General features: G+C 43.0%; 17 protein-coding genes and 1 tRNA gene. 12 read left to right on the top strand and 6 right to left on the bottom strand.

Annotated elements, in window-relative coordinates:
* Positions 1–9: 9 nt before the first annotated feature.
* Positions 10–531 carry a hypothetical protein gene (locus tag AC59IL_RS09445; RefSeq protein WP_496551867.1) on the bottom strand — a complete coding sequence of 174 codons (522 nt, stop codon included), beginning with the start codon at positions 529–531 and terminating at the stop codon, positions 10–12.
* Positions 532–652: 121 nt separating this feature from the next.
* On the opposite strand from AC59IL_RS09445, the gene AC59IL_RS09440 reads away from it, so the two are divergent.
* Positions 653–1129: a hypothetical protein gene (locus AC59IL_RS09440; protein WP_496551866.1), complete on the top strand. Its 477-nt coding sequence runs from the start codon at positions 653–655 to the stop codon at positions 1127–1129.
* A 142-nt stretch (positions 1130–1271) separates the two neighbouring features.
* Positions 1272–2267, top strand: coding sequence for a S1C family serine protease (locus tag AC59IL_RS09435; RefSeq protein WP_496551865.1), 996 nt, complete (start codon positions 1272–1274; stop codon positions 2265–2267).
* A 590-nt stretch (positions 2268–2857) separates the two neighbouring features.
* On the opposite strand, the gene AC59IL_RS09430 is transcribed toward AC59IL_RS09435, so the two are convergent.
* Positions 2858–3433 (bottom strand): adenylate kinase, encoded by a 576-nt coding sequence (locus tag AC59IL_RS09430; protein ID WP_496551864.1) that lies wholly within the window; start codon positions 3431–3433, stop codon positions 2858–2860.
* Between the two features lie 363 nt (positions 3434–3796).
* Between AC59IL_RS09430 and msrB the strand changes: the two genes are divergently transcribed.
* From msrB to cysS, 6 genes are all read left to right on the top strand, one after another.
* The gene (gene msrB / locus AC59IL_RS09425; protein ID WP_496551863.1) at positions 3797–4381 is read left to right on the top strand and encodes a peptide-methionine (R)-S-oxide reductase MsrB; all 585 of its coding nucleotides are present in this window, start codon (positions 3797–3799) and stop codon (positions 4379–4381) included.
* Positions 4382–5393: 1012 nt separating this feature from the next.
* On the top strand, positions 5394–6803 hold the full coding sequence (gene rlmD / locus AC59IL_RS09420) for a 23S rRNA (uracil(1939)-C(5))-methyltransferase RlmD (RefSeq protein WP_496551862.1): 1410 nt from the start codon (positions 5394–5396) through the stop codon (positions 6801–6803).
* A gap of 82 nt (positions 6804–6885) precedes the next feature.
* On the top strand, positions 6886–7584 hold the full coding sequence (locus AC59IL_RS09415) for a rhomboid family intramembrane serine protease (protein ID WP_496551861.1): 699 nt from the start codon (positions 6886–6888) through the stop codon (positions 7582–7584).
* A gap of 117 nt (positions 7585–7701) precedes the next feature.
* Positions 7702–8628 (top strand): rhomboid family intramembrane serine protease, encoded by a 927-nt coding sequence (locus AC59IL_RS09410; protein WP_496551860.1) that lies wholly within the window; start codon positions 7702–7704, stop codon positions 8626–8628.
* 9 nt (positions 8629–8637) lie between these two features.
* Entirely contained in the window at positions 8638–9768 is a 1131-nt protein-coding gene (locus AC59IL_RS09405) for an endonuclease/exonuclease/phosphatase family protein (RefSeq protein ID WP_496551859.1), read from the top strand.
* Positions 9769–9995: 227 nt separating this feature from the next.
* Positions 9996–11501, top strand: a complete 1506-nt coding sequence (gene cysS / locus AC59IL_RS09400) for a cysteine--tRNA ligase (RefSeq protein ID WP_496551858.1) — start codon at positions 9996–9998, stop codon at positions 11499–11501.
* Positions 11502–11661: 160 nt separating this feature from the next.
* Here cysS and mnmC2 read toward each other — a convergent pair whose 3' ends face one another.
* The gene (gene mnmC2, locus AC59IL_RS09395) at positions 11662–12342 is read right to left on the bottom strand and encodes a tRNA (5-methylaminomethyl-2-thiouridine)(34)-methyltransferase MnmC2 (protein WP_496551857.1); all 681 of its coding nucleotides are present in this window, start codon (positions 12340–12342) and stop codon (positions 11662–11664) included.
* A 26-nt stretch (positions 12343–12368) separates the two neighbouring features.
* Between mnmC2 and AC59IL_RS09390 the strand changes: the two genes are divergently transcribed.
* From AC59IL_RS09390 to AC59IL_RS09375, 4 genes are all read left to right on the top strand, one after another.
* Positions 12369–12980 carry a DNA-3-methyladenine glycosylase family protein gene (locus AC59IL_RS09390; RefSeq protein WP_496551856.1) on the top strand — a complete coding sequence of 204 codons (612 nt, stop codon included), beginning with the start codon at positions 12369–12371 and terminating at the stop codon, positions 12978–12980.
* 75 nt (positions 12981–13055) lie between these two features.
* Positions 13056–13691 carry an outer membrane beta-barrel protein gene (locus AC59IL_RS09385; protein WP_496551855.1) on the top strand — a complete coding sequence of 212 codons (636 nt, stop codon included), beginning with the start codon at positions 13056–13058 and terminating at the stop codon, positions 13689–13691.
* 213 nt (positions 13692–13904) lie between these two features.
* Positions 13905–13978: transfer RNA gene (locus AC59IL_RS09380), tRNA-Leu, on the top strand.
* A 239-nt stretch (positions 13979–14217) separates the two neighbouring features.
* Positions 14218–14574, top strand: a complete 357-nt coding sequence (locus tag AC59IL_RS09375) for a DUF6717 family protein (RefSeq protein ID WP_496551854.1) — start codon at positions 14218–14220, stop codon at positions 14572–14574.
* A gap of 41 nt (positions 14575–14615) precedes the next feature.
* On the opposite strand, the gene AC59IL_RS09370 is transcribed toward AC59IL_RS09375, so the two are convergent.
* The 3 genes from AC59IL_RS09370 to AC59IL_RS09360 all read right to left on the bottom strand — a co-directional run bounded on the left by AC59IL_RS09370 (position 14616) and on the right by AC59IL_RS09360 (position 21578).
* Entirely contained in the window at positions 14616–16127 is a 1512-nt protein-coding gene (locus AC59IL_RS09370) for a reverse transcriptase family protein (RefSeq protein WP_496551853.1), read from the bottom strand.
* Between the two features lie 355 nt (positions 16128–16482).
* Positions 16483–18153 (bottom strand): SWIM zinc finger family protein, encoded by a 1671-nt coding sequence (locus AC59IL_RS09365; RefSeq protein ID WP_496551852.1) that lies wholly within the window; start codon positions 18151–18153, stop codon positions 16483–16485.
* Between the two features lie 107 nt (positions 18154–18260).
* Complete coding sequence (locus tag AC59IL_RS09360; protein WP_496551851.1) at positions 18261–21578, bottom strand: hypothetical protein; 3318 nt, start codon at positions 21576–21578, stop codon at positions 18261–18263.
* Positions 21579–21656: the final 78 nt, after the last annotated feature.

The raw sequence follows: 21656 nt of genomic DNA, 5'->3' as shown, positions 1-21656 counted from the left end.
GTTTCACGCTTATTTAATAATGATCGCAGCTGCTAATGTAGCATATCCCCGGCTAATACCATCATACCTGAAACCCGTCCAGCCCATCTGAACATTCAGGCGATTTGTTTTTTGAGGCAGGTTAATTCCACCGGCAACTCCATAACCAAGACTTGCGCGTGGAGATGACATATTATTGAGGAGAAAATATACAGCCCCTGTGCGAAGGGAGGCATATACATTTGATAAAGGATATGCTTTTATACCGGCCAGCAGGGGAATTGCGTAGGATTTGTTTTTACTATCGTTGTAAATGGCTTTATCGCCTGTGAAATAATTGTACGAACCTTCGATTTCGGCGGCAAAACGTTTCGAGAGTAGTTTTTCGGCGCCAGCCATGCCCCCGATGCCAACGTTATTGGCCATAAAATGCGATAATCCAAATGAAACAGTGGCGCCCAGTCTGAATACAGGGCCCGGATTAGTTTGAGCAGCAGCAGTTGTTACAAACAGAATTAGCGCAAAAAAGGTAAGCCGGTAACAATTTGCCATTCTATTGCAGGATTAATGGTGCGAAAATACTTTAAACACAATTATAAAACGGATTTTAAACGCCTTAGCGTATAAAAGAAAGTAACTTTGAGCCGATTTTTTAAATAAAACAATGCCTTATATGTCCCGGTTTTTTATGTTGATCATTAGTGCAGGATTGCTTACGATTGCCTGTAACAATCAATCAGCCAGCGAAGCATCAGAACGTAAGAACGGATATGAAACTGTGTTGAAAACAAAGGAAGATTCATTATACCACGATGTTATGCAGGGGCACGATGCAGGAATGGCTAAAGTGGGCAAGCTGCGTAAAAACATCGATGACGTTAAAAACCGGCTCGACAGCCTTAACAAATTACCTGCTGCAAAAGTCGATGCTTCGTATAAGCAATCATTGGTTCAGTTGCAGAAACAATTGAACGATGCTAATAATGCAATGAATACCTGGATGGATGAGTTTAAGGTAGATTCTGCTGCCAATAACCCCGATCTCAGAACTAAATACCTGCAGCAGGAAAAAGATAAAGTAACTCTTGTTAAACAACAAATATTGACCGGTTTGCAAGCCGCCGATTCACTGCTGAATAAAAATCAATAGGCAATAGACAATAGGCAATTGGCAATAGACAATATGCAATAGGCAAGCTTTTAGATTTGCTTTTTGCCGATTGACAATTGCCAATTGGTTAGGACATCCTGTCACAAATTGGTTCTGGTAAATAATTTGCCTGCTTATAGCTATGCAAACGATTAATACACCAGTTCAATTTATCCAGCATACCGATCTGGATTTGCTGGATGCTTATTCAAAAACCATTACCGGCGTAGTGGGTTCAATTGCCGAAGCAGTTGTTCATATTGAAGTAAGCAAAAAAATAGTAGATCGCCGTTCGCGGCAGGAGCGCATGACAGAAGGCAGTGGTTCAGGCTTTATAATTTCTTCTGATGGGTTTATTGTTACCAATCACCATGTTATAGAAAATGCAGCTGCAATAAAAGTGTCACTGGCCGATGGTCGAAAAGTGAATGCGGAATTAAAGGGCAGCGACCCAAGTACAGATATAGCGGTTCTTAAAATATATGAGAACAGCTTAAAGGCGCTCACATTTGCCAACAGCGACCAGTTGCAGGTAGGGCAAATTGCCATTGCCATTGGTAATCCGCTGGGATTGCAGCACACGGTTACCGCAGGCGTGGTAAGCGCACTTGGCAGAACCCTGCGTGCTTCTGACGGCCGGCTGATCGATGATGTAATACAAACAGATGCCTCACTGAATCCCGGAAACTCCGGCGGACCATTGGTGAACTCGCTGGGTCAGGTAATTGGCGTAAATACAGCCATGATACCAACGGCACATGGAATTTGTTTTGCAGTATCATCTAACCTGGCCGCGTATGTTAGCGGCAGGCTGATAATGCAGGGCAAGGTAAAACGGGCCTATCTTGGTTTGGCAGGTCAGCTGGTAAATCTTACCGAAAGAATGATTGCCGCCAACCGGCTTGAAAGAAATACAGGCGTTTATATTTCAGAAATAGATGCCGACATACCGGTTTATAACTCAGAGCTGCGTACAGGAGATATTATTGTTGGATTTAATAATCACCCCATTGCATCTATCGACGACCTCCATAAGCAGCTGAACGAGCAAACCATCGGGCAGCGAATTGCAGTGCATGTATTAAGAGGCGGACATAAAACAAGCATTACGGTTATACCGGGAGAAATGAGGTTGTAAAAAGTAAGTGGTAAGTAGTAAGTAGAATGCGGTGAATTGTTTCGTTGTGGCAGCAATGAAATACATTGTCTGCATCTGTTGTTTGGTTTTTGTAATCTGAAACTAAAAATGGTTCCGGGAAGTTTGATTTTGATGAATTTGTGATTGAAGCAGGCCGTAAGTTGTTTCAATTTTAAAATCCTGATCAACTTATAACGAAAATGAAGAAACTCAGGGCCGCCGGTAATTTCGTTTGCAAAATTTGAAATTAAGCGTGGCGATACAATGTTTCGTTTTATAAATTCCTGATCAGGAAATAGTAAAAGTTAATTACAGATGACGATATTGTTCTTCCTCATGGTCGCCGGTAATTTAGTTTTTGTAATCTGAAACTAAACATGGCTCCGGGAAGTTTGGTTTTGGGGAATTTGTGATTAAAGCAGGCCGTAAGTTGTTTCATTATTAAAATCCGAAACTACTTATCCTTTTTGCCTTCCGAAGTGAAAAAGCCTGTAAAAAAGTAATGCCACTATCTTGAGGCAAAGCCTTAAGATAGTGGCACTTATATAAATTTTAGGCCGCCAATTGCCCTGAGCGAAGTCGAAGGGTTGCTATTGCCTGTTGTCGATCTCATTGCTGAGCGAGTCAAAAATCTGGTCGATGCTGCCTTCGCCTTTAACTTTCGCCACTTTGTTGAACTTTGCATAGTAATCGGCAACGATAGCTGTTTTAGTTTCATATTCAACCAGGCGTTTGCGAATAACATTTTCGTCGCGGTCGTCGCTGCGCGAAGAGGTTAAGCCCCTGTTCAACAGCCTTTTAACCAGCTCTTCCTGGCCAACTTCAAGCGCCAGTACCAGCGATATTTCTGACTTCTTACCAGCCAGCAGGGCATCCAGTGCCGCGGCCTGGTCTACGGTTCTTGGAAAACCATCGAATAAAAAGCCTTTGGCGTTTGGATTGGCATCAAGGGCCGAACCGATCATACCTACTACTACTTCATCAGGCACCAACTGGCCCTTATCCATCAATGATTTAGCTTCGAGTCCCAGTTGAGTTTGGTTGGCGATTTCTTTACGCAACAGGTCTCCGGTCGACAGGTGGATCCATCCGTATTTTTCGATCAGTTTTTCTGATTGTGTTCCCTTTCCGCTGCCCGGAGGTCCGAATAATATGAGATTAAACATGTTTTAGTTATGTCGCTTTGTGAGTGGACAAATATAAAGTATCAACTGAAATAATCTGATTACAGACCGCCTTCTGCTTAAAAAATATTTAACAGTAAGGTCATTTTGTTGTGTTGTATGACGAGTATCAGCAAATAGGTTGCTTTTTATCAATGATGGCCCGGGAAAGGCGGGTCCACTCCGATGACGCTTTATTTTGCCACAGATTGCACGGATTATCAGGAAACCCGAATTTCGTGGCCATTGTGGCGCCGCCGGCGCCACCCAACTTATTCCCCAACAAAATGTTAAGCTCATGGTACTGTCGTTTACCAGACATCCAATGGCCTGCGCACATCGTAAATTTGTATAAACACAATGATCATGAAGCAGCTATTACAGGGCCTGTTGCTGGTTATGCTGGCCGTAATTATGCAGCATTGCAGTTATTCTCAATCTAATACAACGAAAAAAGAAACTATGGATACAAAAAAGAACCCGGTTTACTCGCGTACCGACTCATCGAAAGTGAACATAAGCGATGAAGAATGGCGCAAGGTATTGCCGGCCGATGTGTACGCCATCGCCCGTGAAAAAGGTACCGAACGCCCCTGGACAAGCAAGTTTGAAGATTCTAAGGAAGTGGGTACCTATTACTGTGCCGCCTGTGGCAATCCGTTGTTTAAAAGCGACACCAAATTTGAAAGCGGTTGCGGATGGCCAAGTTTTTACCAGCCCATTAGCAAAGGCAGCATTATTTATACGCCGGATAATTCCCATGGAATGACCCGAACTGAAGTACAGTGCGGCCGTTGTAAAGCGCACCTGGGGCATGTTTTCGAAGACGGTCCGCCCCCGACCGGTTTGCGGTATTGCATAAATGGTGTGGTGCTTGATTTTGAAAAAGCCAAAGCCGCAGAAAAGAAGTACAATGAGGTGGGTGGCGAAAAGAAGAAAGAAGAGCAGTAGCTAAAAAGCAGTAGGCAACCCTTCAACTTCGCTCAGGGCAATGGGCAGTAGGCTCCCTGCACCAGCCAATCGACAAGGGTGAGTCATCCGTTATTCAGCGGGTGACTCACCCTTGTCATTAGCATTCAAAGGCAAGAGCGCTACAGGAAAAGCAGTTTTTACCACAACAGGTTTAAATATTAAAAAGAGGCTGGATCAAAAAGGTGATTCAGTCTCTTCTATTCGAAGTAAATCTGACGCAAAGTGTAGTCGTTTAGCGATTCTTTGGCCCCTTATTATTTTGGGATGAAATGTCTTAGTGTTTATTGTATTACAAATCAATGAATTGAGTTTTTTCAGTATCTGACAGCCGGGTTTATCTTATATTAATCTAAATCCCATTTAGGAACCTGAACTTTTAATTTTCTTTACCTCTTTGCTATACTTTGCCGTGTTTTAAGCTATACTTAGCCTATACTTAGTCTATACCTGCTCTACCCTTTAGGTAGTCTTTGAGGTAGACCAGAGGTAGAGAAGGGGTAGCCAGGAGGTAGGGCAAAAGTAGCTTTGAGGTAGCAAAGAGGTAGCCAGGAGGTAGCGAAGGGGTAGACGTGAGGTAGCAAAGGGGTAGCCAAAAAAATCCTTATACGCATGCCGGCCTGCCAGGCAGCCAGGTAAAAACAGGATCACCTGCATCTGTTTTCGGAAAAACTAATAAAAAGCAAAAATGAAAATTATAGCAACCTTCTGCTAAAGCTTATTGTTATTAATATAGCGACTGTGGTTGTTTAACCACCGGTCAATTTTTGCTTGTAATAATAGCGTGAAGGTGGCAGTCCTGTTTTACAGGGCTGCCTTTTTTATTCCTGATGTCATAATTCGGAAGTCAGACGTCAGAAGAACCCATAATATCAGCGATCTATATTTCCCCAATATTCTATTTATTTACCAGCAAAAATCATCGGACTTCTGACTTCAAACTTCCGACTTCGGTCTTCCGACTTCCGACCTCCGACTTCGTTATCTTTGCGCCATGAAAAATAAGAAAACGGTATTGCAACAGGTGCCCGTACAGGATTATGCAGCAGAAGGAAAGGCCCTGAGCAAAATTGCCGGTAAGGTGATATTTATCGAAGGAGCGGTGCCGGGTGATGTAGTGGACGTTCAGCTATCGAAAAACAAAAAAGAATGGGCCGAAGGAAAGGCCATTCATTTTCATACCTGGAGCTCTGACCGGGTAACGCCCTTTTGCGGGCATTTTGGTGTTTGCGGCGGTTGCAAATGGCAAATGCTGCCTTATGAAAAACAATTGCAATACAAACAAAACGAAGTAGAACAAAACCTGCGCCGTATTGGTAAAGTAACCCTGCCGCCCATTCAGCCGATAATCGGCTGTACCGAAACAGCCCGTTACCGCAACAAGCTCGAGTTTACTTTCAGTAACAAACGGTACCTGCTGCCCGAAGAAATTGCGGCCAAAGACGCGGTTATTGACCAGGAAAATGCTCTTGGCTTTCATGTGCCCCGCCTGTTTGATAAAATAATTGATATTACCACCTGCCATTTGATGCAGGAACCGGTAAATGCCATCAAAAATACCATTCGCGATTTTGCGCAGAAACATAGTTATACTTTTTACGACATACGATTACACCAGGGATGGCTGCGCACATTGATCATTCGCATTGCCACTACCGGTGAAGTAATGGTGAATGTTTGCTTTGGGTACGACGATGAACAGGAAAGAACCCGGTTGTTTGATCATTTGTTGAAACAGGTGCCGGCCATTACCACTTTATTATATACCATCAACCCTAAAAAAAATGATACCATTTACGACCTGCAACCACAGGCGTATTTTGGTAAGGGATACATAATCGAAAAGCTCGAAAACCTGCAGTTTAAAATAGGTCCCAAATCATTTTTTCAAACCAATTCCCGGCAGGGCGAACGGTTATACCAGGTTACACGCGAAATGGCCTGCCTTACCGGTAATGAGGTTTTATATGACTTATATTGCGGAACAGGAAGCATTGGTCTTTTTGTAAGCAAACAGGCGAAAAAAATAATCGGGGTCGAAACGGTGAAGGAGGCGGTGGAAGATGCCCGCGAAAATGCAGCACTTAACCATATTGAACATGCGCAGTTTTTTTCAGGCGATGTAATAGATGTTTGTACCAGTGAATTTTTTCAGCATCATGGCAAACCCGATGTGGTAATTACCGATCCGCCACGGGCAGGCATGCATGAAAAGCTGGTGCAAAAAATTCTTGAAACCGCCGCACCGCTGGTGGTATATGTTAGCTGTAACCCCGCAACACAGGCCAGGGACCTGAACCTGCTCAATGAAAAGTACGAGGTAACAAGGGTGCAGCCGGTTGATATGTTCCCTCATACGCATCATATTGAAAATGTGGTACAGCTGAAGCTGAAGCAGGGATAAGTGCGAAATTTCTAATAATATTGTTAAGATCCCTGTTATTACATTAAACATACCGAAATTCACGGTTTAAATATTATAGAGAATGGCAGATATTCGAATGCGGGGTTTTCAGTCAATCCCGCCGGTTATAAAAAATCTGGTGATTGTAAATGTGCTGTTTTGGCTGGCAGAGTTAACGTTTGGTGATCAGTTTGTAAGCGCTTTATCACTTCATTATTATAAATCGCCCGAATTTGGAATATGGCAGTTGATTAGCTACATGTTTTTGCACTCGCCCGAAATGTTCTTTCATATTCTGGTAAACATGTTCATGCTTTGGATGTTTGGATCAACCCTCGAAAACCTGTGGGGCAGTAAACGCTTTTTACTTTTTTATTTTATATGTGGAATCGGGGCCGGATTAATGCAAATGGGCGCTTCGGCCATCGAAATGAACATGTTGATGGACAAATTTGCCCAGAGTAAAATAACCCAGGCCGAATTTATTCAACAAGGCCGCGAAATCTATAATGGCATTGCCCTCGGCGCTTCGGGCGCTGTAATGGGTGTAATGGTTGGCTTTGGCTATACATTTCCCAATACACCGTTGCTTATTATTCCAATTCCCATACCCGTAAAAGCAAAATATGTTGTTATCGGATACGTTTTGCTTGATCTTTTTGGTGGCATCAACCCCAGTAATGGCGATACGGTAGCCCATTTTGCACATATAGGAGGCGCCCTTATTGGTTTTATTCTGGTTTTGACAATGAATAAAACAAACAGACGCACCTTTTATTAACCCCATCGTGCAACTTTACAAGCCCTTTATCTGTTAAATTAGCGGAACACTGGAACTAAAGCGATGTAAGTCCTGAGCGAAGTCGAAGGATTTTGTAAATTCACTAAAAATTATTCCGTGCTAAGAGAAGATAGGTATAGGAAAAGACTGGGATTGGGCCAGGATGGAAATTCCCTGGTATTGTTAATCGCTATTTTAGCCATCATATTCTGTATTTTTAAATTTATATGGCTTGTTTATCAGATAGCTGAGAGAAATGTAAACGCCTATGACCAGAATATTTTCAACTGGCTGGTTTTACCGGGCGATTTTGAAAAAATGATGACGCGCCCGTGGACCCTGGTTAGCTTTATGTTCATGCATAAAGATATTTGGGATATGCTGGGTAATTTGTTGTGGTTATGGGCTTTCGGATACATATTTCAGGATTTAACAGGTAATAACAAACTGGTTCCGGTTTTTTTGTATGGCAGTTTTGGCGCCGGTTTGCTGTTCGTATTGGCTTACAACCTTTTTCCCAAACTGATTCCCGCCGCTTCTGCAGTTACCCTCGTAGGGGCCGGTGCAGGTATTATGGCCATTGCTATTGCAGCTACAACCCTGGCGCCCGATTACCGCATTTTTCCTATGATTAACGGAGGCATTCCGTTATGGATATTAACCGTGGTATATGTGATTATAGATCTGGCGCGCATGGCAGCACAAAACCCTCCCCCGGGCCAATTTTCGCACATTGCAGGAGCCGGGGTTGGCTTTTTATTTATTTACCAGATGCGCCGGGGGCGCGACTGGAGTACCTGGATGAATAACTTTTATAATTGGCTCGGGAACCTGTTCAATCCCAATAATCAAAACTGGAAAAAAACAGCGAAAACCGAATTGCATTATAAATCAAAAGGCACCCAACCGTATAAAAAGATCCCAAACATTACCCAAAAAAGGATTGATGAAATATTAGACAAAATCAATCAGCAAGGCTATCGTTTTCTCACCGATGAAGAAAAAGACATTCTGAAACGGGCCGCAGAAGATGAAGAATTGTAATTTTTAATTATGGCCCGGTTTGTAAGAACATTCACCAAGCGGTTGTGCATTTTTTTGAATATCGTTATCGCAGGTCTTTTTATCGTGGCCTGCGCTAATGGCTGGCTGCATCCATCGAAATGGTGGTTTTTTTCATTGCTTGGCCTTGGTTTCCCTGTTTTATTGATACTGCAACTTGTTTTTTTGACCTTCTGGCTCATTTTACGTTCAAAATGGGCCGTATTATCTGCATTTGCCCTGTTACTGGGCTTTAGCAACATCCGTGTATTTTTCGGACTTCATTTTGCCTCTCCCTTCAAACAGGAAAAAAAAGACGGTTCCATTCGCATCTTAACCTGGAATTTGCACTGGTTCGACGAACATAATAAAAAGCTGAAAGACCATAAGGATTACCGCCAGAAAATGATCGCTTTTATCAAAGAGCAAAATGCCGATATATTATGTTTTCAGGAGTTTTTGGAAATAGGTAAATCGTTCAGCAACAGCAATACAAACGCCATCATGCAGCTGAATTACCCGTACTACTATCGTGTACACGATTATGGCGGGGGTGGCCGGTATCAGGCCGGAGTGGCTATTTTTTCACGATTCCCGATCGTTGATACCCAGCGCATACTTTATCCCGGACCCCCAAATATGCGCGCTGCAGAAAGTTTGATTAGTGTAGATGTTCTGACATCGGGAAAAAGAATCAGGATTTATACTACCCACCTGCAATCGGTATTGTTTCAAAAAAACGATTACCGCAATCTCGAAATCATTAAATCGGCCGACGACAGCATGGTTACCGCCTCCAAATCGATCATAAAAAAACTTCGGCAGGGCTATGCTTTTCGCAGTTTTCAGGCCGACCTGGTGCGCGATAAATTAGACAGCTGCCCTTACCCCGAAATCATATGCGGCGATTTTAACGACGTGCCCAATTCCTATACTTATTATCATATTAAAGGAAACCGCCAGGATGCTTTTGTTAGAAAAGGTTTTGGCATCGGGCGCAGTTTTTCGGCGGTTTCGCCTACCCTTCGCATTGATTATATTCTGGCCGATAAAAGGTTCGACGTATTGCAGTTTAACCGGTTTTTGATACCCTACTCAGATCATTACCCCGTTGTGGCCGATATGAAGTTGATGGAAGAATGATGCCCGGGAAATATCGAATGCTGAATATCGAATTTTGAATTTCAAAGTGGCTTAAACTTCATCATTTAACATTGGATATTCAATATTCGATATTTTATTATATTTGTACCATGTCATCCTTCATTTTCCATTCCTGTTGTATCAATTGCGCCGTTCTGGCGGGATAAATTTACTTTTGCACTTACCGGCTTAATTTTAACTATCATCAGATTGATTAATGATTTTTTATGAGTGAACTGAAAGTCCTGAATTCGTATACAAGGCAAAAAGAACTGTTTACACCCATAACCCCCGGCCATGTGGGTTTGTATGTGTGCGGCCCTACCGTAAGCGGCGAAAGTCACCTCGGACATGCGCGGCCGTATGTAACCTTCGATGTAATTTACAGGTACCTGATGCACCTGGGATATAAAGTACGCTACGTACGCAACATTACCGATGCCGGCCATTTTGAAGAAGAAGGAAGAGAAGCCGAAGATAAAATTGCCAAAAAAGCCGTGCTCGAAAAGCTGGAGCCCATGGAACTGGTTCAAAAATATACTAACCTGTACCACTGGGGTATGAAGCAACTGAATAACCTCGATCCCAGCATTGAACCTACTGCTACCGGCCATATTGTTGAGCAGATAGAAATGATAAAAAAGATCATGGAAGAAGGATATGCCTACGAGGTAAACGGCTCGGTTTATTTTGATGTAAAAAAATATGCTGAAAAATATCCGTATGGCAAGCTGAGCGGGCGCGTAATGGATGATTTGCTCGAAACTACCCGCGAACTGGAAGGACAGGATGAAAAAAGAAATAAGCAGGATTTTGCCTTGTGGAAGGCAGCGCCAACCGAACATATTATGCGTTGGGTGAGCCCCTGGGGCGAAGGCTTTCCCGGATGGCACATCGAGTGCTCGGCTATGAGCGCCAAATACCTCGGCGCCGAGTTCGATATTCATGGCGGTGGTATGGACCTTCAGTTCCCCCATCACGAAAGTGAAATTGCCCAAAGCACCATCTGCAATAAACACGTGCCTGCCCGCTACTGGCTGCATAATAATATGATCACCATTAACGGCCGTAAAATGGGCAAGAGCTACAATAATGTGATCAAATTAACCGAGTTGTTCAGCGGTGAACATCCCCTGCTCGAGAAGTCCTATTCGGGCATGACTATCCGCTTTTTTATTTTGCAAACGCATTACCGCAGCACGCTCGATTTTAGCAACGAAGCGTTACAGGCATCTGAAAAGGGGTTAAAGCGGTTGTGGGAAGCATATGAAGTGCTGCAGAAACTGAAATCGGAAGTCGGAAGTCGGCAATCGGAAAATGCCGGTAATCCGGAACTCGACGAAAAAATAAAAAAGCTTTTGTTAGAGCTGGATGATTTTATGAATGATGACTTCAACACCGCTAAAGTGCTGGCCAATATGTTTGAGCTGGTGCCGGTGATCAATTCAATAAAAGACAAACATATTTTGCCCGATGCGCTCAGCGCATCTACCATGCAGTTGCTGCAACAGTATTTCAAACTGTACATCGAAGATATACTGGGCCTGAAAAGCGAAGTAGAAAAAGAAGATGGCAAGCTGGAAGGCGTAATTGGTTTACTGATTGAAATACGTAAAGACGCCAAGGCAAGAAAAGACTACGCTACATCCGATAAAATACGTCAGCAATTACAGCAGCTGGGTGTTTTATTGAAAGATGAAAAAGATGGTGGAGTGAGTTATACTTTTGCATAAAAGCTGAACGCAAAACGCTGAACGCTGAATGCTCAACGCTTAATGCTGAATGCCGAACACGCAATGCTAAACGCTTGCCGAATACCGAACATTATTTCTGCGTGAAAATGGAATATATTTTTGGGTTACGGTTTTTGCGTTGAGCGTTACGCGTTAGTCGTTAGGCGTTCCGCATTGCGCGGATCATTTCCCGTTTTCCTAATGGCCCTGCCAGCTTTTCTACGTTAAAACCAGCGGCCTGCATGGCTCTTCGTGCCGAGCCTTTGCTGCAATAGGTTACCAGTATGCCACCGGGAGCAAGCAGGGTAAATAATTGCTGAAACACTGATTCAGTCCATAGTTCAGGCTGCGCATTGGGTGCAAATGCATCGTAGAAAATGATGTTGAAAAGGTGATCGGTTGAGAAGTTAATGAGCGGGGTGTTGGTTTTTTTTAGCGTGAAGTTGTTGGTAATTGCAATAGCTTTATTCCATTCGCACTGATGCAGTAATTGAAATAAAGATTTCAGGTCGGGGCGTTGCAAACCATCGCAATAATTTAACTGACCAGTGATGGAGGGTTCCAGTGGATATGCTTCCACTGATTCATAAATAATATTTTGAGGTAATTTTTCGGTTGCCATTAGTGTAAGCAGTGCATTAAGGCCGGTGCCAAAACCCATTTCAAAAATTGTGCATTCGGTGGAGCCGGTATGTTGCGAAAGCCAGTGTTGTAAACCTGCCGAAATAAAAACATGCAGCGATTCCTGGATGGCGCCATATACCGAATGATACGATACACGCAATTCAGGAATTTCAACCGAGTGAGAGCCATCTTTGGTAACAATCACATTTCGTTGCATACAAACAAATTTAAATAGAAGTCCGGATGTCAGATTATACCTTACACCTTTCGAAAGATAAAAAATTAAAAAAGCTGATCGAAACGCACGGTCCTTTTACGCTTGTTAAACGAAAAAATGTTTGTACTTACCTCATCGCTTCTATCATGAGCCAGCAGCTTTCAACAAAAGTTGCAACCGTAATTCACCAGCGGTTTATAAATTTGTACGAAGGTAACGATCCAACACCCGAACAAATTATCGCTACTTCGCCCGAAGTGCTGCGATCGATAGGATTATCCAATGCCAAAACCAGTTATGTGCAAAACGTAGCGCGGTTTACCCTTGAATTTGGCATGGACCACCGCACGCTGCATAAAATGGAAAATGAAGAAGTAATTGAATACCTGACCCGCATTAAAGGGGTTGGCCGGTGGACGGTTGAAATGTTATTGATGTTTGCATTGAGTCGCGAAGATGTGTTTGCCATCGACGACCTGGGCATTCAAAATGCCATGATCGCTTTGTACAAGCTCGACCGTTCCGATAAAAAACAGTTCAGAGAAGATATGCTTCGCATTTCAAAAAAATGGAGCCCCTACCGCACCTACGCCTGTATGTACCTGTGGCGGTGGAAAGACAATGTGCCGGTGAAGTGAATTGTTATCGGAATGTTATAGGAACACCGCTTATTAAACCTTTGCCATGAAATTGATTCCCATGCAAAAAAAGCTATGCGTAAAGGAATACTTTTGGGAATAGTACTGATGGCTTGCTTTTGTGAGGGCTATTCACAGTACGGCGGCCGATTTGGCGGCAGAGGCGGTTATTATCGCCGCGATCGTGAGGAGATGCAAAACTTCACCCCTTCTTTGGATATTTCCGTTGGATATGGGTTTCCCAATCTTGACAAATATCTTCTCAGTGATTTTTATAACTATTACAACGGAAGCACTTCGCAAACCGGGCCAATTACAGCCACTGTTGATTATCACTTTAATCCACGTATGGCTATTGGCATAATGGTTAATTATGCCAAAGTGAGCCGCAGTTATTACAACTACAATACAGGAGAGCAATCGTTTACCGGCAGCTTAACCAATACCGCCGTGTTGTTGAATTTTACAAGGTACCTGGGCATGTCGCAAAAAATACAACCTTATACCCGAACGGCAATTGGGATCAACACAGGGCAGGCAAAATATATTTCAAATGATGGTTCAAAAGTAAACGGCGGCGACGACGGCACTTCGCTGGCCTATCAGGTAGGATTAGGTGCTAAATTTAATATAACGCAGCACGGCGGATTTTTTATAGAGGCGGGATATGGGAAGTATATATTGTCGGCAGGGTTAACCATGAAGTTTTAAATAATTACTGTTGAAGTTTTGCAGTTTGTAATCTTTTACTATTTTTGCATCATGATTCGCAATAATTCATATTCACTGTCTTTATCGCTCAGTTGTTATAGCAACTGGCTGAAGGGCGGTTATATGTATGCGAATAAAAGTTAGCACATAAATAAAACTTAATAAACGCATTAAAGCCCTTCAGGTAAAGCACTTGAAGGGTTTTTTGTTTTTAGCCCCTTAGCCCAATCGGGAGAGGCGTCTGTCTTAGAAACAGTATAGTGTGAGTTCGAATCTCACAGGGGTTACAAAGAAGGCTTAATGCCTAACGCCTAACGCTTAACGCAAAATACAGAAGGTTGATGGGCATATAGCGTTCAGCATTGAGCGTTCTGCGTTCCGCGTTCATAGGCATGTTGTGCTGCATTGATTCAGGTTATATGAGATTGTTTGGCGTTTTTTCGATTGATTTCAATCAATATCACTGCCGCTTATATATCCCGGTAAAAAATGAATTTTAATTTTATCAATTGAAAAATTTTATCACATGCAAACCCACACTTTCATAAAAGAAGAAACCGGTCAGTGGTTTATCGACTTACCCGAATACCTGGCAAACGGAGGAGCAAAAGGTGATCTGCAAATGGTTGAAGGGGCCGATACCATGCTCGATGTAATGGCCAATGGCGCCAGCCATGTTGCCGTTACAATGGCCGACGAGCCATTTGAAAAAGCTGATGTGTTACTGCTGATGGAGCTTTGCGACCCTCTTATTGGTGGCGGCATTTACCTGATGGAATCGTTCGAAGGTAAAAAGGTAATGCAGCAAATGTGGTTATGCGCCGTAACCCAGTTTGTATTTGGCTACATGCCCGAAAAGATTTTTGTTAAACGTGAAGTATGAAGGTGGATCACTCTTTCCGGAGTGGCTCACCTTTGATATAGCTATGTCACATTCCACCACGGCTTATCATCCTCCTTATTGTCAGATGGATTGTTTGGCGCAGGCGGTGTAGTTTGATTGTTGCTCTTTGGTGCTTTTATTTCTGTTGCGGGATATTGTAAACGTTGCGTTTGCAACAACGTATCGATCTGCTTTTGGAATGTAGTGCCCTGCAATGGCTTAACCATTTTTACAAAATTGGCATACCCGGTTACTGCACTTGCCAGATTCCCATTTCCCCATTTTAATTCAGCAGCATCTTTTGTTTTCAGCTGATGTAAAACAGCTCTGAACTGACGCAGCTTTTTACGGTTAATACCTAATTTTTCATTAACCACAATGCCTGTTACTTCCTGGCTCGCGCCTTTACGCATTATGCGGATCTTTTCAGGATGCACCGTAAAACCTTCATCGGTCAACACCTTTTTAATGCGCCACACTAACTGCTGTGCATTTACTTCGGTATTGTTGAATGAAAAGGTGATATCATCGGCATAGCGCGTATAACTGCATTGACATTTAGTGGCAAGCCCCTGTAACCGCTTATCTAATTTATGACAAAGAATATTGGTTATGGCCGGACTTGTTGGTGCCCCCTGTGGCAACACCCGCTCGCCCTTTTGTACAAAATAATTCTTTCCATCTATGGTTACTTCTTCTGTTACAGCTTCGGTACAAAGAAGCGCCAGTATAACCGCTATTTTTTCTGAATAGCCCAGTTGCTGCAATAATCCTTTTACTCTTTTATAATGAATGGAAGGGAAAAAGTCTTTTACATCAACATTCACCACCACCGATTTGCCAATATGTTGTTGCGCATTGCTGATGATCGATCGCTGTAAGGCAAATCCATGAACAGCCGGATGAATCGCTACCTTGTTAAATATGTTTTGCAGCACCCAGTATTGCACCTTTTTTAAACGGGGCATGGGTGCTGAGATCAATCTTTTGCCTCCTGATTTTTTAGGTAAATAAAACTTGCGGTAGTGCGATACGGCAGATACTTTTCGCGAAAACGACAAAAAGCGAAGTTCTTTCAGCGGAATACCTATGGCATTGGCCAGTTCGTTTTCGTTATTAAATGCAGGGAGATTGTTCTTTTGTAATGCGGCTACATTGTTTTCAATATTATTTAAACCGATAGAAACAGCTTCGCCCAGGTAAATGATTTCCGTTTCTTTTTGCTTTTTCCAGGCTTCGGCTTTTTCTAACCGCTGTAGTTCTTTTTTCTTTTTATTTTCTTCACGCTTCAGTTTGGTTTCAGCCATGCGCTTCAACCGCATTTCCTTTAAAGCAGCTTCCTTATTCTGATACTTCCACTTTTCCTGATATAATCTTTGTAACTCTTTATTGAGCTCGCTTTCTTTTGTGATTAACAGTTCGGGAACAGACGGAGCATTATCATTCTTAGACCAAAAGCCCATGCGCTTCATTTCTTCCAGTACTACTGCGTCTTTTGAACTTTCGCGGATACGGTCGTATAACTCCTGCCGGGTTGTTCGGTTATCTGCCATGTTGGGTGAAGAAAAGAAATCATGTTTTGACAGAGAGAAAGCATGCTGCCTTCGTGCGTACCGGTGACCAGATTAATCAACGCAAGGCACCACGGTACTATGCTGCTATTATGGCACGCAGGGCCTATACTGAAAATAGCAGCATAGTACCGTGGTGCCATAGTAAAGATTACATTTGGTGATGCATGAAATATTCATGTTGCATGAGCGACGAAACATCGCTCTTTCCTTACGGAAGCAAGGTGCATGTAATTTTTTCTCTCTGTCAAAGAACACGAAATGCGGTTAACAAATATAGATTCCTATTTTTTAATTTCTAAATAATTCGCGAATCTTTTTTTAATACTTCTTTCAACTATGCTCCTTCTGCGCCGCTCAGGATCCTTGTTTTATTAAACGCCTGCCTGATGGCCAGCATATGTTCACAAGGCCCCTTGTATAATTTATTTTCGATATAAAAACTGCAATCGCAATTGGCAGATTTGATTTTTTCATCGGCATCAATGACCATTTGCGCATTATAGGTTTTTCGGCTGCCCTTTACAGTACCGGATAACTTCATGGAATTATCTGCCATCAAAAATTCAGTAGTGTACTTGATTTCCTGCGATTGCAACAGCTGGGCCGCCATTTCTTCGCGCGGATTATCGAAGCGCAGTTTTTCGAACGGCAATGGCTCACGGCTTAATTCACGCAACCGGTAAACATTTCGGTTTAAATCGTATATAACCCGGCCGGCCTGTGTATAAGCGCTTAATGCACCTGCTACCTTGGCTTTATCTACATTCAGCTGACGGGCTATTTGATCAGAAGTGCCGAGCCATTCTTTTTGCATGGTGGCAAATACTTTTTGTTTGGTGGCGTCGTCAACTGCAAGGCGGGGCGCCAGCAGATCAAAATTACCGGCGTGGCTCCAGTCGTTGGTGGTCCAGCCGCTGAGGCCTAATGTAAAATTCATATCTCCCAGGTCGGCAATGTAAAAGGCCGGTAACCCGGTGCCCAGCAAATGAACGGTGAATTTTTTACAAACGGGGATCAGCCTTTCAAGTATCAGCAACCTTCTTCTTCCCCAGGTTCTTATTTCGTGTTTTGAATTACCGGTATAAATACTGCGGGCGCAGATAATTTCTTTGCCCCAGGGTTCAAAAACTATTTTTACGGGATGGCCCGGTTCCAGTACGTAACGCAGCGAGCGCGGACCTCTTTTTTCTTTAAAACGGCGAAGCAGCAAACAGATACTGTAAATATCCATGGGATGCAGATCGAACTGAATGGTAGGCAGTGTCATGGCGCTGCTCACCTGTAAAAAGCCACGTACCCAGCTATCGGGCAAATCGATTTTTACTTCTTTGTATTGCTCTTCGTTGGTGGTTTGAACGGTAAAACCGCTGGGATCAACTTTCAGTTCTGTTTCCTTGTAATCGCGGATTTTCTGAAATTCTTCATACAGGGCGGCTGAATAATCAACATTGGTAGTACCGCATTTATAATCATCGATCTCTTTAAAAACATTGTAATTACAACCCAGTTTGCCATACGTTGATTCGTCCTGGCTGAAACACTCAAAAAACAGTTCGTCGGGGTGAATGGTAATTACCGGATCGAGCACTATCCATGCCTCGCGGTTTTTTTCGTACAGATAGCTAAAGTATTTCTTTCGCGCAGTATAAAACGACGACATTAATTTTTCTTTCCGGTTGTTTATTTCAACCAACTCGGCCTTTATTTGCTCAATACGATTGTTGGCGGCGTTCACATCATAACCGCTCATATATTCGGCCAAAAACAAGGCTTCGTTTTGTGCTACCCACTCTTTATAAGCTGTTTTATCTTTTGGTTTGAACCGCAGATCGCTTATCACCACATCGTGCAAAGCCGAAATGGCTTCACGGAACGACAGCTTTTTATGCAGCTTGCCTACAAACCAGGCACTTTCGCGCAGGGTATCGGGAGCAAAAGATAATCCGGTCATATGCGATGTGCTCGTAACCGTAGAATTCCCCGCAAAGCGATAATTAAATAACATGAATTGCTTTTTATAATAAGATCAGGTTGATATAAAACCAATAGGCACCAGGCAATGCTGTTTCGCGGCTGCCGTTTGCCGTTTTATCCCGCAATAGCGGGACCGATTCACGATTGCCGTATTTCGATTTCCTTCACCTTCAGCGGCGTTTGCACTTCGTACAGCGATTTCAACTGCAGCAACACATCAATACATTTTGCTTTATCGCCGATGGCTGCCGTTGCCGAAACATCGGATAAAATAGTACCAGCCACCTTTGCTGCTGCTTCTGATTTGCGACCCTCGGTTAACAGAAAATGATAGATGCGATTTTTGGCAATGCGGCTTTTATTTACCCTTGTTAAAACCGACCGGAAATAAAACTCAAGCGACTGAATTTTTTGTACATCATCGGCCGCAAAACGTTCCAGGTAATTGGTGGCATACAATTGCATTTTTTCGCTGGGGTGTTGACTTAACTTCAACAGATACTCAGTTCCGTTTTCGCCCTTGAAGAATTTCGTGATCAGTTCGCGGCCATAGGCTTCTACGTCGGGTTTGATGGAATCGGCTAAGGTGATCAATGCATCGATCGACCAATCGCTTTCTGTAAATGCATCGCGAAAATATTGCATGGCAAACTGCCGGGTATCCTGCCATTTGCTTTCGAGCAATTTTACCGCTGCTTCTTTTTCATATTTAATACGGGCTGTTTGCTGCTGGTAAAATTTCCAGCACCAGTTACGTACATTCAGGTTTTCATGACCGCCTAAGGCAATTACCTGTGCAATGGTTAGCTGAGCAGGATCGGTATATTTTTCAAGAATAATTATGCCCACGTTTTGCGCTGCAGCATAATTACCATACAATAAATTCAGTGCTGTTTCTTTATTGGCGTTTTGTAAGTAATCGCTTAGTTCGTTGCATAAAAGTCTGCTGATATCATCGTGCAATCCTTCGCTGGTTTCTTTTCTTAATAAATAAGGCATCAGCGCATCAGCGGCTTTATCACCAAAAGCTTTTTCTTTTTTGGCCATGCGGGCAATAACCGGCGCCAGCCCCTGGCGTACATTTTGAAATGCGGATGTACAGCTGAGAATAATATCTTCCTGGTATTTTAATAATGCATCTTCGCTGATGTCGGTAAGTAATTGTACACCCATATCGCGCACCGGCGCATAACTATGTTGTAACAGGGCGAACAGTAGTGATTTATTTAATTCCTGCGGGTTGATCTGTTGTTTCTTCGCTTTCAATACCTGCAAACCGAACAATAACACCGGTGGTACAGGATGTTGCAACAGATCGGCAATAACCGGTAAAGGCACCTGCTGCAGCTCATCGCCAAACAATTCGAATAAAGTATTCGATGCATTTTTTATGATGGCCTCATTGGCGGCATTCATTTCTGAAAAACGCATCATTTCGGCAATGGCTTTACCCGTTACCGCATTTTTCAGATCGGCGCTCAGTGTGCTGTTTTTTATCAGCTCTTTCGCCCATGTTGCAATAGAATCGTGCAATGCGAAGATCAGATCTTTTACAAAATCGCTTTGCTGAAGATACTTTTGCTGCCCTGCTTCGGTCCATTGTTTGCCTTTAATACGTGCATCGGTATGGTGTGAATTCAGCATAGCCATTACAAGATCGGCATCTGCTGTGTCGGCAGTGTATTTTTGTGTGGTAACTAAATAGCCAAATTCAGCCGGAATTTTGTATGGCGATAGTAACAGTTTTTTACAGGCCTGCTTATCGAGTCTTTCCCGGAGTTCATTATACGAAGGATGCCTGATAAGCTCACCTTTGGCAAATTCGTGTATCTCCTCCATCTGTGCTTCCATCAGCAATTGCACATACGACTGTGGCAGCTTGTTCCATAAATGCAAAAACGGAGTGCCATTTTCATTTACAGACGATGTTTCGGGTTCGGGCGTATTGTTGGGCCCGGGCTGAATGGCTCCTTTCTTTTTACCAAATATGCCGGCGATTTTTTTTAATATGCCGTCGTTTTGCGGTTTGTTGTTATCGGCGGGCGGTGTAGCCGATTGCTGCTTTGCTAATAATTCCTGCTCAGATTTAAGACGCCATATGGAGCCGCCAACCAGTTTAATTTCGGGATGATTGCCGCTTAATATACTATGCATAAATACAGCCCGGGCGTTTTGCGGAAACCTTGTTTCAACCCTTGCATAATTGCGACCATTCCATTTATAGTCAAAAGTTGAAAACGCTTCTTTGAAATCTGTCTGTTTATTATAGGAGATCAGTATGCCGGTAGCCAGTTTCACATAATCGAGGTTATTTGTTTTGCCTAATAGTTGCAATCGCCGGTTAACACGGGCGCGCAAATACCGGCGGGTTTTTTGCGAATAAGCCAACCGGCTGTTGGGCTTTCGCAGTTCAATAGTCGGATTAACACGCGCTTTTATTTGCGGTATGTATACTTCACCGGTATCGGTTGAAAAATGATAGTGCACGAAGGTCTGTTGTTCGCGTTCGAACCTGCAGGCCAGTAATCCTGAGATTTCAAAATCATCTAATAATTCGGCCAGTTTAAAAATGCCCCTGATATGTTTAAAATATCCCGGTTTGAACGGAACCTGACCCAGTAATTTTTTTACAATGGGGCGTATCCATTTTTTTTCAACAGATACAAGATAAATGCTTTCCAGCCAATTATGCTGTGGCTGCTGTTGTGCAATTCTTTCCTGCAACAACGCTTCCAGCTCTCTTGATTTATTGGTTTCAACAGCCTCCTTTACAGGTTCGGGCAGCGAATTGATATAATAAGTAAGATGTGCTTCTTTTTCGGGTGACTGTAATGCCGATATTAAACCGGCTCCTGCTATTTTGGCAATTACCGGTGAAGTATGTTCGTTGTGAATTTGCCGCAAGGCGCCGGCAGCCGTTTCGTTTCCGCAACGCGCCAATGACCAGGTGCAACAATATTGATCCAGGGTATCGCCATTATTGTACAACTTAATAATATAAGGAGCAGCCTCTTTTATTTTATATTCACCGGCCTTCCATATAATGCGCGAAAGTTTCCATTGAGTGCGGGGCGTTGTATTGGTGCCCTGTACTGCATGATGCAGGCGCAATAAAATACCTTTGGTGCGGCCAACGGGCATCGACATCCAATCGTTAACAATGGAAGCGTCGGCATTCAGTTTAAAAGAAGCTTTTGGAATGGGAGAAACGCCGCTTTCGGAGGTGGTATATCCTTTTATTAATTTTTCTTCTTCAACGGCATTGTATATCTTTTCTGCTTCGGCTAAAGAAACGGGAACCGGGGTTTTACTGCCCTCCTTTAAGTTGGAACCTTTACGACCATAACGAAAGTTCACCACATATCTGTCATTTCCTACATCACACAGGTCAATTTCATATACTTTATCAGAATTCCCCTCTTTAAAATAGAGAAAGCTTTGTTTTACAAGGCGCATGGATAAGCTACAAATTAGGAGCAGGAAGATATAAAAAAACTTTTGACAAAACCAACGCTTCAATCATATTTAAAATAT

The sequence above is a fragment of the Niastella sp. sgz303648 genome (assembly GCF_059587045.1).
Note: the sequence above shows the minus strand (reverse complement) of the source record. Positions and strands in the feature narration are given on the sequence as shown.